We start from the raw sequence: 14,023 nt of genomic DNA, 5'->3' as shown, positions 1-14,023 counted from the left end.
CCGACGACGACGTACCGAAGTGATGTGCGCCTCGGCGCCGCCGTGCACTCCGTCCGGGCCGTCCCGCCCGACGCGCTGCCCGTCGTCGCCGCGTGGGCCGCGAGCCGCGACGCGCCCCTCCACGTCCACCTCTCCGAGCAGCGCCGCGAGAACGAGGAGTGCCTCGCCGTGCACGGCCGCACGCCCACGCGGCTCCTCGCCGACCACGGCGTGCTCGGACCCCGCACCACCGCGGTCCACGCCACCCACCTCACGGACGACGACGTCGCCGCGCTCGCCTCCGCGCGCACCGGCGCCTGCATCACCCCCACGACGGAACGCGACCTCGCCGACGGGCTGCCCCGCCTCGGCGACCTGGCCCGGGCCGGGGTGCCGCTGAGCATCGGGTCCGACTCGAACGCCGTCGTCGACCCGTTCGAGGAGCTGCGCGGACTCGAGCTCGGCGAACGCCTCCGCACCGAGCGGCGGGGGCACCTCAGCGCGGCATCACTGCTCGTCGCGGGCACCTCCGCGGGCTACGCGGCCCTCGGCCGGTGGCTCGACGACGCCCCGGCCGTCCGGCCGGGCATCTCGCTCGGGGCGCTCGCGGACTTCACGACGGTCGGGCTCGGGTCGGTCCGGCTGGCCGGGTGGGAGGAGGCGACGCTGCTGGAGTCCGTGGTGTTCGCGGCGACGTCGGCGGACGTGACGGACCTGGTGGTGGGCGGGCGGCACGTGGTGCGGGAGGGGCGACACCTCGTGGTGAAGGACGTGGCGGGGGACCTCGCCGCGGAGATCAGGCCGGGTCGTTCGGCATGAGGAGCCAGAAGATCAGGTAGGCGATCAGCTGGGGCCCGGGGAGCAGCAGCGACGCGACGGTGAGGATGCGGACCAGGGTGGGGTCCCAGCCGAAGCGGCGCGCGACACCCGCGCACACCCCGGCGATCATGCGGCCCTGGCGAGGACGAGAGAGGCTCTGTGTGCTCATGACCTCGACGCTACGCGGGGACCGCCCCACCCGAAATCCGGTAACCCACCGGTTCTGACCCTGAGTCGGTCGTCACATATCCGGGACGTACCGGGCCCGCCACGCCGGGGCCCTCCGTGACACCGTGCTGGTGCCGGGGTTTCATAGAAACCCGGGTCTGTGACCTGGGACACATCGGACCGGGGGTGCGCCATGAGCCAGGTGGTCGACGAGACGGGTACGCACGAGGGACAGCCGCCCCTGAAGCGGGTGATGGGCTCGAAGCTTCTGCTGCTCTTCATCGTGGGCGACATCCTGGGCACCGGGGTCTATGCCCTCACCGGGCAGGTGGCGGGCGAGGTCGGGGGAGCGGCGTGGGCGCCGTTCCTCGTCGCCTTCGTGGTCGCGACGCTGACGGCCCTCTCCTACCTGGAGCTCGTCACCAAGTACCCGCAGGCCGCGGGGGCCGCGCTGTACACGCACAAGGCGTTCGGCATCCACTTCGTCACGTTCATCGTGGCGTTCACCGTCATGTGCTCGGGCATCACCTCGGCGTCGACGGCGTCCAACGCGTTCGCCGGGTTCCTCAACGACGGCCTCGACCTGCACCTCGCCCCGGGCAGCACGGGCCTGCTGGCCATCGCTCTCGCTTTCATGGCGGTGGTCGCGGCGGTCAACTTCCGCGGCGTCGGGGAGAGCGTCAAGGCCAACGTGGTGCTCACGCTCGTGGAGCTGTCGGGCCTGCTGCTCGTCATCTTCGTGGGGCTCTTCGCGGTGACCCAGGGCAACGCCGACTTCTCCCGTGTGGTGATCTTCGAGAGCCCCGACGAGAAGAGCACGTTCTTCGCGATCACCGCCGCCACGAGCCTCGCCTTCTTCGCCATGGTGGGCTTCGAGGACTCCGTGAACATGGCCGAGGAGTGCAAGGACCCGGTGCGGCACTTCCCGCGCGTCATGCTCACCGGCCTGGGGATCACCGGCGTCATCTACATCCTGGTCGCGATCACCGCGGTGGCCCTGGTCCCGGTGGGCGACCTGACGGACCCGGCGAAGGGCTCGGCGCTCACGCAGGTGGTCGCCGCCGGCGCCCCCGGCCTGCCGTTCGGCACGATTTTCCCGTTCATCGGCATGTTCGCCGTGGCCAACTCCGCGCTCATCAACATGCTCATGGCGTCCCGGCTGCTCTACGGCATGGCCAAGCAGGAGGTGCTGCCCCCGTTCTTCGCGAACGTGCACCCCTTCCGCCGCACGCCGTGGGTATCCATCCTCGTCACCACGGCCATCTCGTTCGGCCTCATCGTCTACGTGGTGCGGGCGAACGCCACCGAGGAGGGCGCCAGCGCGGTGGGCCTCCTGGGCGGCACGACGGCGCTCCTGCTCCTGTGCGTCTTCTCCGTCGTGAACGTCGCGCTGCTGGTGCTGCGCCGGCAGCCGGTCGAGCACAAGCACTTCCGCACCTGGCTGCCGCTGCCGATCCTCGGCGCCCTGTCGTGCCTGTATCTCGCCGGCCCGTGGGCGCGCAGCGAGGCCCAGCAGGGCCAGTACCCGATCGCGGGAGTGCTCATCGGCATCGGCGTGGTGCTGTCGGCCGTGACGTGGGCGGTCAACCGCTGGATCCGGCACCGTGCCACCCAGTTCAGCGACGTCGAGGAGCTCGAGGAGATCCGCGAAGAGGGCCTCCACGACCCGGACGAGCGCTAGCCCTCCTGTCGCTGTGGGTATGGCTGTGGCGGGAATCCTGGCCAGAATTCCCGCCACAGCCATACCCACAGCGCTTTACCAGCCGGTGGGCGACAGCACCTTCCGGATCCGCTTCTCGCTGACCGGCCCGTCGGTCCCCAGCTGCTGCGCGAACAGCGACACGCGCAGCTCCTCCAGCAGCCACCGCACGTCGGCGAGCTCCGCTTCCCGCGTCGGCGAGGCGGGTCCGGCGGCGTACGCCGCGCGCGCCTTCTCGTAGGCGGCGGTCACATCGGAGATCCGCCAGGCCAGCTCGGCGTCGCGGGCCGGGTTCTCCGCGGCCTTGGCCAGCCGGTACGACGCCGCCCGCAGGTACCGCACGAGGTGGGGCAGACGCCGGGGCGGGGTCTGCGCGATGAAGCCCGCACGGATGAGCCCGGCGGCGTGCTCCCGCACCTCCTGCAGCACGTTGAGCAGCGCGAGGGACGACGAGCGTCGCACCTCGCTCTCCAGCGTCCGGTACGCGGTGAGCGCGGCGACGACATGCCCGACGATCCGGTGTACCTCGTCCTCCAGGTGCTTGCGCACGAAGGCTCGCGCCTCCTCGTAGGCGGCGGCCGAGCGCACCGAGCCGGCCTCCACCCCGCCCGACGGCGTGTCGTACCGCGCCACGTCCGGCCCGGACGTCAGCGCGATCACCGCCGCGAGCTGCAGGTCGGCCACCAGCGCCTCGGTGTTGCGGTATGGCGACGCGGCCAGCGTGAGCGCCTGGGTCCCCGACCACCGCGACGAGATGCGCCCGGGAGCGAGCGCCACCTCCGACAGCAGCAGCCTCCGGACGCCAGCAGCGTGCGCAGCATCTCGCGCCGACGCATCGGCCAGCACCCGCAACGAGACGACGTCGGCCCCCCGAGCCCCGACCTCCTCGACGAGAGCGGGATACCCCCGCACCACAACCCCGGCGCCCACGTCGGTGGACACGTGGTCGGGCAGCACGGGCACGTCGTCGGGCCACGAGGAGAGCCCGACAACCTCCCGCACCACAGTCCCCACCCGCACCCCACCGCCGTCGGGCAGCGACGAAGAAGGCGACGAACCAGAAGAGGCGGGGGGCGCGGGGGTTGCTGCGCCGCCGTCAAGCCGTAGCGGAGCGCCCCCTGGGGCGCGTGAGCGAGGCGGCGCCCCCTCACCCTCGTCCGCCGCCGGACCCGATCCAGCCGCGGCTTCGGCCAACGCAACTCCAACAGCCCCCCGCACGGCCGCCCGCACCGCAGCCTCCGCCTGCGCGGCGAGCTTGCGCTGCAGCAGCAACAGGTCCTTGGACTCGTCGAGCACGACGGACCCGGCCTTCGGCCCGCGGCCGCGTTCCTCGAACACCCGGAACGTCATCCGCAGGTGCGCAGGCAGCCGCTCCACCCGCTCCGCGTCCCACACCTCGGGAGGGATCACGACGTCGCGCAGCGCCCGCACCGCACGGGAGAACGCGACGTGGAACGGCTCGGCCATGTCGCCGGCGCGTGCGACGTCCTCCCAGGCCGGTGCGTTCTCCCGCAGCCACCCCACGACCGCCCGTGCCACGTCCGGCGCGGGCACGAGCTGCACGCGCACGGGCTTCGGCAGCGACTTGATGGTGGCCACGCAGAGCTCTTCGAGGAGCCCGGGGACCATCCAGTCGAAGCCGTCCGGTACCACGCGGGGCAGCACAGAGACGGGGATGTGCACGGTGACGCCGTCGGCGTCGGACCCGGGCTGGAACTGGTAGGTGAGCGGCAGCGTGAGCTCGCCCTGCGGCCAGGACTCGGGGAACGCGCCCGTGTCGACCGTGGCGTCGCCGACGAGCTGCTCGAGCGTGAAGGTGAGCAGGTCGGGCTGGTCGCGCTTCGCGCGGGACCACCACCGGTCGAAGTGCCGTGCCGAGACCACGTCGGCGGGGACACGCTCGTCGTAGAAGGCGAAGAGGTCGTCCTCGGACGCGACGAGCCCGCGCTGCCGAGAGCGGGCCTCGAGCTCCTCGGCCTCCTGCAGGAGCGCGCGGTTCTCGTGGAAGAACTGGTGGTGCGTGGTCCACTCGCCCTGGACCAGGGCGTGCCGCACGAACATCTCGCGCGCCGCCTCGGGGTCCACCTTGGCGTACAGGACGCTACGACCCTCGACGATCGGCACGCCGTAGAGCAGCACCTTCTCGGTGGCGGCGGCGGCGCCCTGCTTGGTGGACCAGTGCGGGTCCGAGTATGTCCGCTTGGCCAGCGACCCGGCGAGCTTCTCGGCCCACTCGGGCTGGATGCGGGCGGCGTCGCGGGCCCACAGGCGTGAGGTCTCGACGAGCTCACCAGCCATGATCCACGCCGGCGGCTTCTTGCTGAGCGGCGATCCCGGGAAGATCGCGAACCGCGCGCCGCGCGCGCCCAGGTACTCGTTCCGCGCCTGCTTGCGGGCGCGGCGGATCGCCTGCTCGCGGGCGGCGCCCTTGAGGTGGGCGACGGCGGAGGCCTTGACCTCGCCGGTGTCCTGCATGCCGATCTGTGACAGGAGGCCGGAGAGGAGAGCCTGATGAATGGTGTCGCCGTCCCAGGCGATCCGGTACGACGTCGTCTCTGGGGCCGGGTCCGGCGGTTCCACCGCAGGTCGGCGCGCCGCCTCGCTCACGGCGCCCGGCTCGTTCCTCGCGCGGTCGCCTCCGCTACGGCTTGACGGCGTCGCGCCGACCTCCGGCTCCACCGCCTCGGCGGTCGCGTCGGCGTCGGCGTCCCCGCTGCTGGGACCCAGGCGAGCGGACGTGCGGAACGCCATGTCGATGCCCAGCGGCTTCGACATCTCTCTCAGCTGCGCGACGACGTCCTGCCACTCGCGGATCCGCAGGAAGTTCAGGAACTCCGCCTTGCACTGCCGGCGGAACGCCGACGACGACAGCTCGCGCTGCTGCTCCCGCACGTACTCCCACAGGTTGAGGTACGTGAGGAAGTCGGAGTGGGGGTCGGTGAAGCGGGCGTGCTGCTGGTCGGCCTGTGGGCGCTGCTCGGCGGGCCGCTCGCGAGGGTCCTGGATGGACATGACGGCCGCGATGATCGCGACCTCGCGGGCGACGCCCAGCTTCGAGCCCTCGATGATCATGCGGGCCAGGCGCGGGTCCATGGGGAGCTGCGCGAGGATGCGGCCGGTGTCGGTGAGCCTCGTGGTGCCGTTGACCGTCTCGAGCGCGCGGAGCTCGGTGAGGAGCTGGACGCCGTCGCGGATCGCGCGCGTGTCCGGGGGCTCGACGAAGGGGAAGCGGGCGACGTCGTCGGGCGTCGACACGACGCCCACCGAGATCATCTGCAGCAGCACCGACGCGAGGGACGTCCGCAGGATCTCCGGCTCGGTGAACTCGGGCCGGGAGGCGAAGTCCTCCTCGGAGTAGAGGCGGATCGCGATGCCGTCGGCCACGCGGCCCGACCGGCCGGACCGCTGGTTCGCGCTCGCCTGCGACACCGGCTCGATCGGCAGGCGCTGCACCTTCGTGGCCTTGGAGTAGCGGCTGATGCGCGCGGTGCCGGGGTCCACGACGTAGTGGATGCCCGGCACGGTCAACGACGTCTCCGCCACGTTGGTGGCCAGCACGATGCGACGGGCCGAGTGCGCCTCGAAGACGCGGTGCTGCTCCTGGCTCGACAGGCGTGCGTACAGCGGCAGGATCTCGACGCGCTGCGGGTGCTTCGGGTCGCGGACGCGGTCCTTGAGGTGGCCCTCGAGGGCGTCGGCGGCGTCGTGGATCTCCCGCTCGCCGGAGAGGAAGACGAGGATGTCGCCCTTGCCCTCGCGCAGCAGCTCGTCGCAGGCGTCGACGATCCCGGTGACGAGGTCCTTCTCCTCACCCTTGGTCTTCCCGAGCGTCTTCCCCGTCTCGGGGTCCACGTCGGGCGAAAGTGGCCGGTACCGGATCTCGACCGGGAAGGTGCGGCCCGACACCTCGACCACGGGCGCCGCGTCGGGCAGCACGTCGGTGACGTACTCCGGGGCGCCGGCGCGGGCGGCGAGCGACGCCGGGGAGAAGTGCCGCGCGAACCGCTCGCTGTCGATGGTCGCGGACGTGATGATCAGCTTGAGGTCCGGGCGCTCCGGCAGCAGCCGGCTCAGGTAGCCCAGCAGGAAGTCGATGTTGAGCGACCGCTCGTGCGCCTCGTCGATGATGATGGTGTCGTAGGCGAGGAGCTGCGGGTCGCGCTGGATCTGGGCGAGCAGGATGCCGTCGGTCATGACCTTGACGAGCGTCTCGTCGCTCGACTGGTCGGTGAACCGCACCTGGTAGCCCACCACGCCGCCCAGCGGCGTGCCGAGCTCCTCGGCGATGCGCTCCGCCACGGTGCGCGCCGCGATCCGGCGGGGCTGGGTGTGGCCCACCTGGCCGGTCCGGCCGCGACCCAGCTCCAGCACGATCTTCGGAAGCTGGGTCGTCTTGCCCGAGCCGGTCTCGCCCGCGACGATCACGACCTGGTGGTCGCGGATCGCGGCGGCGATGTCCTCGCGCCGCGCAGAGACCGGCAGCTGCTCGGGGTACGTGATGGGCGGCACCTCGACGGCGGCGCGCCGGGCGGCGGCCCGCTCGAGCTGCTCGCGGCTCACCTGCGCGCGCCCGTTGGTCGACGGCGGTCGCCCGCCTCGAGGACGCCCCGCACCCGCCCGGCCCTCGCCCTGGGCGCGCCCCTGGCCGCGGCCCCGGGAGGGACGGCGGGAGGGGGAGGTCTGCGGGTCAGGGCTCACGACGTCCCATTCTCGCAAGGATTCGCAAGCTCTTTACCCACGGACGAGGTCACTATCTCGGCTGGGGGAGGGCGCCGAGACAGTGACCTCGTCGGACGAAGTCACTGTTTCGGCGGGGGGAGGGCGCCGAGACAGTGACCTCGTCGGACGGAGGCGCTGTCTCGGCGTCAGAAGGAGAACCCGGCCTGCGCCGCCTCGACGCCGATCCAGAAGCCGAGGAACACGAGGGCGAGCATGCCCAGCGTGGTCACGATGGAGATGCCGAGCGCCCAGCCGGCCAGCCAGCGGTCGAAGCCCTCCTTGCCGGCCTTGTTCATCGCGATGATGTTGACGACCACGCCGACCAGCGGGATGTACGCCAGCAGGAAGCCGACGATGCTGAAGACGTTGCTCTGCGGGTCCTCGACCTCGGCCGGGGCGGCCGTCTCGGCGACGGTCGCGGCAGCGGCATCAGCCGCGGGAGCGGCGACGACGGCCGCGGCCGCGGCAGGAGCGGCGGCCGCCGGCTCGGCGACAGAAGGAGCGGTGGTCTCCGGCGCGGCGACCGCGCTGGTCACAGGCGCGGCGACGGGGGCCTCGCCGGCCTCCTCCGTCGCGGCGGGCTTGGCGGGTTCGGCGACGGACTCGGTGACAGCCTCTGCCAGCTTGTCTGCGGCGGTGGTGTCGATCTCGGCGGTCATTGCGAAAGTGCTCCTCGTTTACGGCCTCTTGGTCGGCCATATTGTGATGTATCGCAATAGATCTGGCTAGGAGCACCCTACCCATCGCCAGCACAGAGGCCGCCGCCCCCGGGGGGACGGCGGCCTCAGCGCGACGAGCGCAGGTGTCACATGGTCGTGTAGGTGCCCGACTCCATCGCGGCGAACACGGCGACGATCACGACGATCCAGTAGATGACCCACAGGACGGTCACGATGATGCCGACGATGACGCCGGCCTTGGCGAGGCCGTTCTGGAAACCGGCGGCCTTCGACTTCTTGAGCGCGATGGCGCTGACGATGATGCCGGCGACGCTCACCAGGAAGGCGAGCACGAAGCCGACGATGCCGAGGGTCTTGCCCGGGTCCTCGGCGACGAGGCCGTTCGCGGGGGCAACGGGCGCGGACGGCGTCTCGGATGCAGACATGGTGGTGAACAACTCCCTGGAGTGGGATGGATAGGACCGGCTTATTGTGAAGTATCCGTAGAGATCGCGGTAGAGGGGAAACCTCATGATTCTGCGGCGCGTTCGCCTCAGCGGGCGCAACACTGGTGCTATGAGCACCCCTCCTGCGGCGCGCATCGTCGCCGCCGTCCCCCATGTCGACCTCACGGGCGAACCCCTCACCGTCGATCAGATCGTCGCCGTCGCGCGGCACGGCGCCACCGTCTCCCTCGCCCCTGCAGCGCTCGACGCCATGGCCACGAGCCGCGCCGTCGTCGAGGCCCTCGCAGGCGACTCCCGGCCCCACTACGGCATCTCCACCGGCTTCGGCGCCCTGGCCCGGACCCACATCCCCGTCGGACGCCGCGCCGACCTGCAGCGCAGCCTCGTCCGCTCACATGCCGCCGGCTCGGGGCCGGAGGTCGAGGACGAGGTGGTCCGCGCCCTGCAGCTCCTGCGGCTCAACACTCTCGCGACCGGCCGCACCGGCGTGCGGCCCGCGACCGCCCAGGTCTACGCCGCCATGCTCGACGCGCACCTCACGCCCGTGGTGCACGAGTACGGCTCGCTCGGCTGCTCCGGCGACCTCGCCCCGCTGTCCCATGTCGCGCTCGCGGCGACGGGCGAGGGCGAGGTGCGCGACGCCGTCGGGCAGCGCCGGCCCGCCGCCGAGGCGCTCGCCGAGGCGGGGATCGAGCCCGCGGTCCTGACGGAGAAGGAGGGCCTGGCTCTCATCAACGGGACCGACGGCATGCTCGGCATGCTGGTGCTGGCCCTCCACGACCTGCGCGCCCTGCTGACCGCCGCGGACGTCGCCGCGGCCATGTCGGTGGAGGCGCTGCTGGGCTCGGACGCCCCGTTCGCGGCCGACCTCGTGGCCTTGCGGCCCCATCCGGGGCAGGCCGCGTCGGCGGCGAACCTCCGGGCGCTGCTCGCGGGCTCGGCGGTCATGGCCAGCCACCGCGAGACGTACCCGGACGGCAGTCAGGTCTGCACGCGTGTGCAGGACGCCTACTCCCTGCGCTGCGCCCCTCAGGTGCACGGCGCGGCACGCGACACGCTCGACCACGCGGCCGCCGTGGCGGACCGGGAGCTGGCGGCGGCGATCGACAACCCGGTGGTGACGCCCGACGGCCGCGTCGAGTCGTGCGGCAACTTCCACGGGGCGCCCGTCGGGTACGCGCTGGACTTCCTGGCGATCGCCGTCGCGGACCTCGCGAGCATCTCGGAACGCCGCACCGACCGGTTCCTCGACAAGGCCCGGAACGAGGGTCTCCCGCCCTTCCTCGCGCACGAGGCCGGGGTGGACTCCGGGCTGATGATCGCGCAGTACACCGCCGCGGGGATCGTCTCCGAGCTCAAGCGGCTGGCGGTGCCGGCGAGCGTGGACTCCATCCCGTCGTCAGCGATGCAGGAGGATCACGTGTCCATGGGCTGGGCGGCGGCGCGCAAGCTGCGCCGCGCTGTGGACGGGCTGGCGCGGGTGGTGGCGATCGAGGTCCTGGCGGCGGCGAGAGCGCTCGACCTGCGGCAGCAGGAACCGGCGCCCGGCACGGCCGCCGCTCTCCGCGCCGTCCGCGCGGTGGCGCCGGGCCCGGGCCCGGACCGCTTCCTAGCCCCGGAGATCGAGGCGGTTCTCGGGATCGTCGCAGGCGGGCGGCTCGTCGCCGCGGCGGAAGGCGCTGTGGGAGACCTCACGTGATGTCACCCCCTGAGACGGGGTGACAATGGAAGAAGTTATCGGCTTCCTGTTGGCAGGGGAGCCCGACGCAGCGCAGGCTTGGACAGCGAGCGTTCATCTGCATGTCAGATTGCTGTGCAAGGATGCGGACTCGCAGGTAGCGGCAGCGAACGACGGAGGCACACACGCGTGAGCTCACGTCCGCGAGTGGCTGACCAGGACGGTCAGGGCGGGGGGCGACCGGACGTCGCCGCCGCAGGCGCGCCCGGAGGTCCCGTCGCCGCCGATGCCGGCGCCCCTGCCCGAGCCCGCCGCAGGCGCGCGATCCGTGCTGCCTGGACGGGCGCGCTCTCCGGTGCGATGGCTGTCGGTGTCCTCATCACCAGCGCCTCGAGCATTCCCCGCCCGGTGCCGCAGTCCCTCTCCGTGGAGCTCCTCGACGTGCCGGTGCGCCAGGCAGGGGTGCTCCCGGAGCCCGGCTCGGACGGGCTGCTCGTGGGCAGCGCTGCCCTCACCACCGCCCAGGTGCGCGCCGTCCTGGACGAGGCAGAGGCGTACGCGGCGGAGCAGGGCGCCGACCTCAGCCCGGTCGTGGCGCAGGCCGCGGCCGAGCTCGGCATGCTCTTCATCACCTACCAGGCTCAGCAGAGCATCATCACGCGGTCCGACATGGGTCTGCCGGTCGCGGGCCCCCGTACAGGCTGGCTCCTGGTCGAGGACCCGCGCCAGGTGGAGGAGCCGGTCCTGGCCGAGTCGCCCGAGGGCGTCACGCCGCCGGACGCCACGGTGCCCGACGGCGGTCCGGCGGGGCTCCCCGAGATGCCGTCGCCGGACGCCGGGCCCGGGTTGGAAGACGTGGCTCCCGCCGCTCCGGAGGCGCTGGCGCCGATGGTCGTGGAGCCCTGGGCTGAGACGGCGTCGAACACGCCGGCCGCCGTCGGGCAGTCCCGAGGTCCGTCGCCGGAGGCGGCCGACCCCGAGGCGACGGATCCCAAGGCGACGGATCCCGAGGCGACGGACCCCGAGGCGACGGACCCCGAGGCGACGGACCCGGCGGAGGAGCCGTCCGGAGACCTGCTCGACGAGACCGCCCGCGACGACGAGTCCGGGACCGTGGAGCCCGGGCACGACGAGCTCGGGGACGACGAAGCCGGTCACAGCCACGGCGACGAGCTCATCACCCTTGCGGACGTGTCGGTCGCGGCGATGCGGCTCGCGAGCCTGCTCGACCCGTCGTCGGCCTCTGCTCTCGTCGAGATCGTCCCGGCCCCGGGAACCGTGCTGGACCCGTCCTCCCTCGAGGAGGCCGACCTGGTGGGGTCGCTCCGCCGGTCGGTGGACCTCTACGGCGCAACGACGGCCGGCTACCGCAACGGCCGCATCCCCACCGAGGTGCTCTGCCCGCTCGACTTCGCGCCGGGCCACCGGCTGCGGTGCGACGCGGCGGAGCAGCTGGAGGCCCTGAACGCGGCCTACGAGGCGCGGTTCGGCCGCTCTATCCCGATGACCGACTCGTACCGGTCGTACGAGAGCCAGGTCGCGGTGCGCCAGGCGAAGCCCGGCCTCGCCGCGATCCCCGGCACGTCGAACCACGGCTGGGGCCTCGCCGTGGACCTGGGCCGGCCCATCTCGACCGGCGCGTCGGCGGAGTACACCTGGATGCGGGTCAACGGGCCGAAGTACGGCTGGGACAACCCGTCCTGGGCGCGTCTCACGGGGTCCAAGCCGGAACCGTGGCACTTCGAGTTCTTCGCTGCGGGCGCTATCCCGGACCGCGCGCTCGACGAGGACGACGTCGCCCTGTGGCCCACCCCGCACACCCGTGCGCCGAGCCCGACCAAGGACGGCGGCAGCACGCCCGCTCCTGAGCCGCCGCGGCCGAACCCCTCGCCGAGCCCGGTGGCGCCCGACCCGTCCACGCCGCCGCCGTCGCAGGAACCGTCCAGGCCGCCGTCGCCGGAGCCGTCCGACCCGTCGACGCCGTCGCCGGAGCCTTCCCCGGAGCCGTCGACGCCGTCTCCGGAGCCGACAGAACCGTCGACGCCGCCGACCGACCCACCGACCGACCCGCCGTCGCCGACGCCGACGACCCCGCCGACGCCGACTCCGACGCCGACTCCGACGCCCTCCCCGTCACCCTCCACGACCGGCACGGACGGGACCGGCACGGACGGGACCGGCGGGACCGGCACGGACGAGACCGGCACGGACGAGACCGGCGGGACCGGCGGCGAAGCGCCGTAGGGCTAGCCTCATGGTCCATGACCAGCGAACCTGAGGCAGGCGACCCCCGACGCTTCCTGCGGTCCGGCCGCCTGGAGTCGATGCCCCGACGGTGGCGCGACAAGATCGCCGTGACGCGATACATGGCCGCGCAGGTGCTGCCGGTGCTCCTCGAGCCCGTCGCTGAGCGCGAGCTCACCCGGCGGCTGGCCGAGGTGGCGCACGACCCTGTCGGCCTGCGGCGGGCGATGGTGGACCAGGGTCTGGTGAAGCGGACGCGCGACGGCGCGGAGTACTGGCGCACCGAGCGGACGGAGTACGACCCGGACGTCTTCGTGCCCGACGTGCGGCGCATCGCGGGGGAGACCACGCTGGGACCGGCACCCCAGGACGCGGCGAAGGCTTGGGACGGTTCTGGTGATCGCTTGACCGATCCGCGAGAGACCCGCGACCCCGGCACGAAGGGCGAGACACGATGAGCGAGGACCGTGCGGTTGCGGCGCTGGAGGCTGCAGGCATCCCCTTCGAGCTGGTGCGGCACGGCAGGGTGTCGTCGCTGGAGGAGGCTGCCGCGGCGCGCGGGGTCGATCCCGCCCGGCTCATCAAGACCCTCGTGGTGCGGCGCGGGGACGACGACTTCCTCTTCGTCCTCGTGCCCGGCGACCGGCAGATCTCCTGGCCCAAGCTGCGGGCGCTCCTGGGCGTCTCGCGGCTGTCGATGCCCGACAAGGACGTCGCGTTCCAGGTCACCGGGTACGAGCGGGGAACCATCACGCCCTACGGCTCGTTCCACAGCTGGCCGGTCGTCGCAGACTCGCGGCTCGCGGATCCCGGGCCGGTGTCCATCGGTGGTGGTGCGCACGGAGTGGGCGCTACGGTGGATGCCGCGGACCTCGTGAGGTCGCTGTCGGCGACGGTCGCCGACGTGACCGAGCCGCTCTGAGACCTGTCACCTGACGATCTTCTGCACGCAACCAGACCGTAACGGCGCGGGGGTGGACGGAAAGCGTCTTCGGGGCGAGACTCGGAGGGGGACATTTCTTGCCAAGCATCGGCAAGGCTAAGTCACGAGACGTCAAAAGCGTCTTTCCGCCACACCGTCTACGGAGTACGGAGCAAACCACAACCATGGACCCACTTCCGTCAACGACCACATCGGAACCCAGGTCCGGCTCGGGCATCGCCTGCCGGCACACGTTCGAGGGCTCGGTCATCACGCTGTGGGGCGATGTCGATGCCCTCCTGCGTGAGGCGGCGAGCGAGGCGATGGCCTCGCTGGCAGCACGTCCGACCCCCGCGCCCGTCATCGTCGACGCGCGCGACGTGACCTTCATCGACTCCTCCGGGGTCGCTTTCATCCTCCAGGTCTTCGTCCTCGGCGAGGAGACCGGCTCGCCGGTGCTGCTCCGCGAGCCCTCGGCGGCCGTGATGGAGGTTCTCGAGATGGTCGGGATCAGCGAGCGTCTGCCGGTGGTCGGCAGCGCCAAGGTGCCCGCCTGACGTACGTGAGCCGGGAGGTGCGGGCAGAGTCGCCCGCGCCTCCCGTTCTCGTCTCCGGCGCCCGGATCCCGGATCCCGCCGAGACAGTGCCTCCGTCGTGGCAGGCTGGGGC

At 72.4% G+C, this 14,023-nt stretch carries 11 protein-coding genes; 7 read left to right on the top strand and 4 right to left on the bottom strand.

From position 1 onward, the window contains the following. On the top strand, nucleotides 1–798 hold a 798-nt coding region (locus AC060K_RS17720; RefSeq protein WP_483766667.1), incomplete at its 5' end, for an amidohydrolase family protein. On the opposite strand, the gene AC060K_RS17715 is transcribed toward AC060K_RS17720, so the two are convergent. Beyond that, complete coding sequence (locus AC060K_RS17715; protein ID WP_483766666.1) at nucleotides 776–967, bottom strand: PspC domain-containing protein; 192 nt, start codon at nucleotides 965–967, stop codon at nucleotides 776–778. The two genes, AC060K_RS17720 and AC060K_RS17715, sit on opposite strands and share 23 nt — an antisense overlap. 192 nt (nucleotides 968–1,159) lie before the next feature. On the opposite strand from AC060K_RS17715, the gene AC060K_RS17710 reads away from it, so the two are divergent. Beyond that, complete coding sequence (locus tag AC060K_RS17710; RefSeq protein WP_483766665.1) at nucleotides 1,160–2,647, top strand: APC family permease; 1,488 nt, start codon at nucleotides 1,160–1,162, stop codon at nucleotides 2,645–2,647. Nucleotides 2,648–2,722: 75 nt separating this feature from the next. Here the strand turns inward: AC060K_RS17710 and hrpA are convergent, their stop codons facing one another. The 3 genes from hrpA to AC060K_RS17695 form a co-directional block, all read right to left on the bottom strand. Then, entirely contained in the window at nucleotides 2,723–7,363 is a 4,641-nt protein-coding gene (gene hrpA / locus AC060K_RS17705; protein ID WP_483766664.1) for an ATP-dependent RNA helicase HrpA, read from the bottom strand. 167 nt (nucleotides 7,364–7,530) lie between these two features. Continuing rightward, nucleotides 7,531–8,043 (bottom strand): hypothetical protein, encoded by a 513-nt coding sequence (locus tag AC060K_RS17700; protein WP_483766663.1) that lies wholly within the window; start codon nucleotides 8,041–8,043, stop codon nucleotides 7,531–7,533. A gap of 146 nt (nucleotides 8,044–8,189) precedes the next feature. Continuing rightward, entirely contained in the window at nucleotides 8,190–8,489 is a 300-nt protein-coding gene (locus AC060K_RS17695) for a DUF4190 domain-containing protein (RefSeq protein ID WP_483766662.1), read from the bottom strand. 130 nt (nucleotides 8,490–8,619) lie between these two features. Here AC060K_RS17695 and hutH point away from each other — a divergent pair, with 130 nt between their 5' ends. From hutH to AC060K_RS17670, 5 genes are all read left to right on the top strand, one after another. Then, nucleotides 8,620–10,209: a histidine ammonia-lyase gene (gene hutH, locus AC060K_RS17690; RefSeq protein ID WP_483766661.1), complete on the top strand. Its 1,590-nt coding sequence runs from the start codon at nucleotides 8,620–8,622 to the stop codon at nucleotides 10,207–10,209. Between the two features lie 186 nt (nucleotides 10,210–10,395). Next, a complete protein-coding gene (locus AC060K_RS17685; RefSeq protein WP_483766660.1) occupies nucleotides 10,396–12,432 on the top strand; it encodes a M15 family metallopeptidase in 2,037 nt (678 codons plus the stop codon). A 17-nt stretch (nucleotides 12,433–12,449) separates the two neighbouring features. Then, nucleotides 12,450–12,890 (top strand): DUF2087 domain-containing protein, encoded by a 441-nt coding sequence (locus tag AC060K_RS17680; RefSeq protein WP_483766659.1) that lies wholly within the window; start codon nucleotides 12,450–12,452, stop codon nucleotides 12,888–12,890. Then, entirely contained in the window at nucleotides 12,887–13,354 is a 468-nt protein-coding gene (locus tag AC060K_RS17675; RefSeq protein WP_483766658.1) for an aminoacyl-tRNA deacylase, read from the top strand. Before AC060K_RS17680 ends, AC060K_RS17675 begins: the two co-directional genes overlap by 4 nt. A gap of 185 nt (nucleotides 13,355–13,539) precedes the next feature. Next, the gene (locus AC060K_RS17670; RefSeq protein WP_483766657.1) at nucleotides 13,540–13,911 is read left to right on the top strand and encodes an STAS domain-containing protein; all 372 of its coding nucleotides are present in this window, start codon (nucleotides 13,540–13,542) and stop codon (nucleotides 13,909–13,911) included. Nucleotides 13,912–14,023 lie beyond the last annotated feature (112 nt).

The sequence above is a fragment of the Antribacter sp. NEAU-D49 genome, assembly GCF_057158775.1.
The sequence above is the reverse complement of the archived record's forward strand: the minus strand, read 5'-3'. Positions and strand labels throughout refer to the sequence as shown.

Excerpts from the sequence above, each read along its gene's own strand:
- AC060K_RS17675 (WP_483766658.1), top strand. The coding sequence starts at position 12,887 with ATGAGCGAGGACCGTGCGGTTGCGGCGCTGGAGGCTGCAGGCATCCCC.
- AC060K_RS17715 (WP_483766666.1), bottom strand. The coding sequence starts at position 967 with ATGAGCACACAGAGCCTCTCTCGTCCTCGCCAGGGCCGCATGATCGCC.
- AC060K_RS17700 (WP_483766663.1), bottom strand. The coding sequence starts at position 8,043 with ATGACCGCCGAGATCGACACCACCGCCGCAGACAAGCTGGCAGAGGCT.
- AC060K_RS17680 (WP_483766659.1), top strand. The coding sequence starts at position 12,450 with ATGACCAGCGAACCTGAGGCAGGCGACCCCCGACGCTTCCTGCGGTCC.
- AC060K_RS17670 (WP_483766657.1), top strand. The coding sequence starts at position 13,540 with ATGGACCCACTTCCGTCAACGACCACATCGGAACCCAGGTCCGGCTCG.
- AC060K_RS17695 (WP_483766662.1), bottom strand. The coding sequence starts at position 8,489 with ATGTCTGCATCCGAGACGCCGTCCGCGCCCGTTGCCCCCGCGAACGGC.
- hutH (WP_483766661.1), top strand. The coding sequence starts at position 8,620 with ATGAGCACCCCTCCTGCGGCGCGCATCGTCGCCGCCGTCCCCCATGTC.
- AC060K_RS17710 (WP_483766665.1), top strand. The coding sequence starts at position 1,160 with ATGAGCCAGGTGGTCGACGAGACGGGTACGCACGAGGGACAGCCGCCC.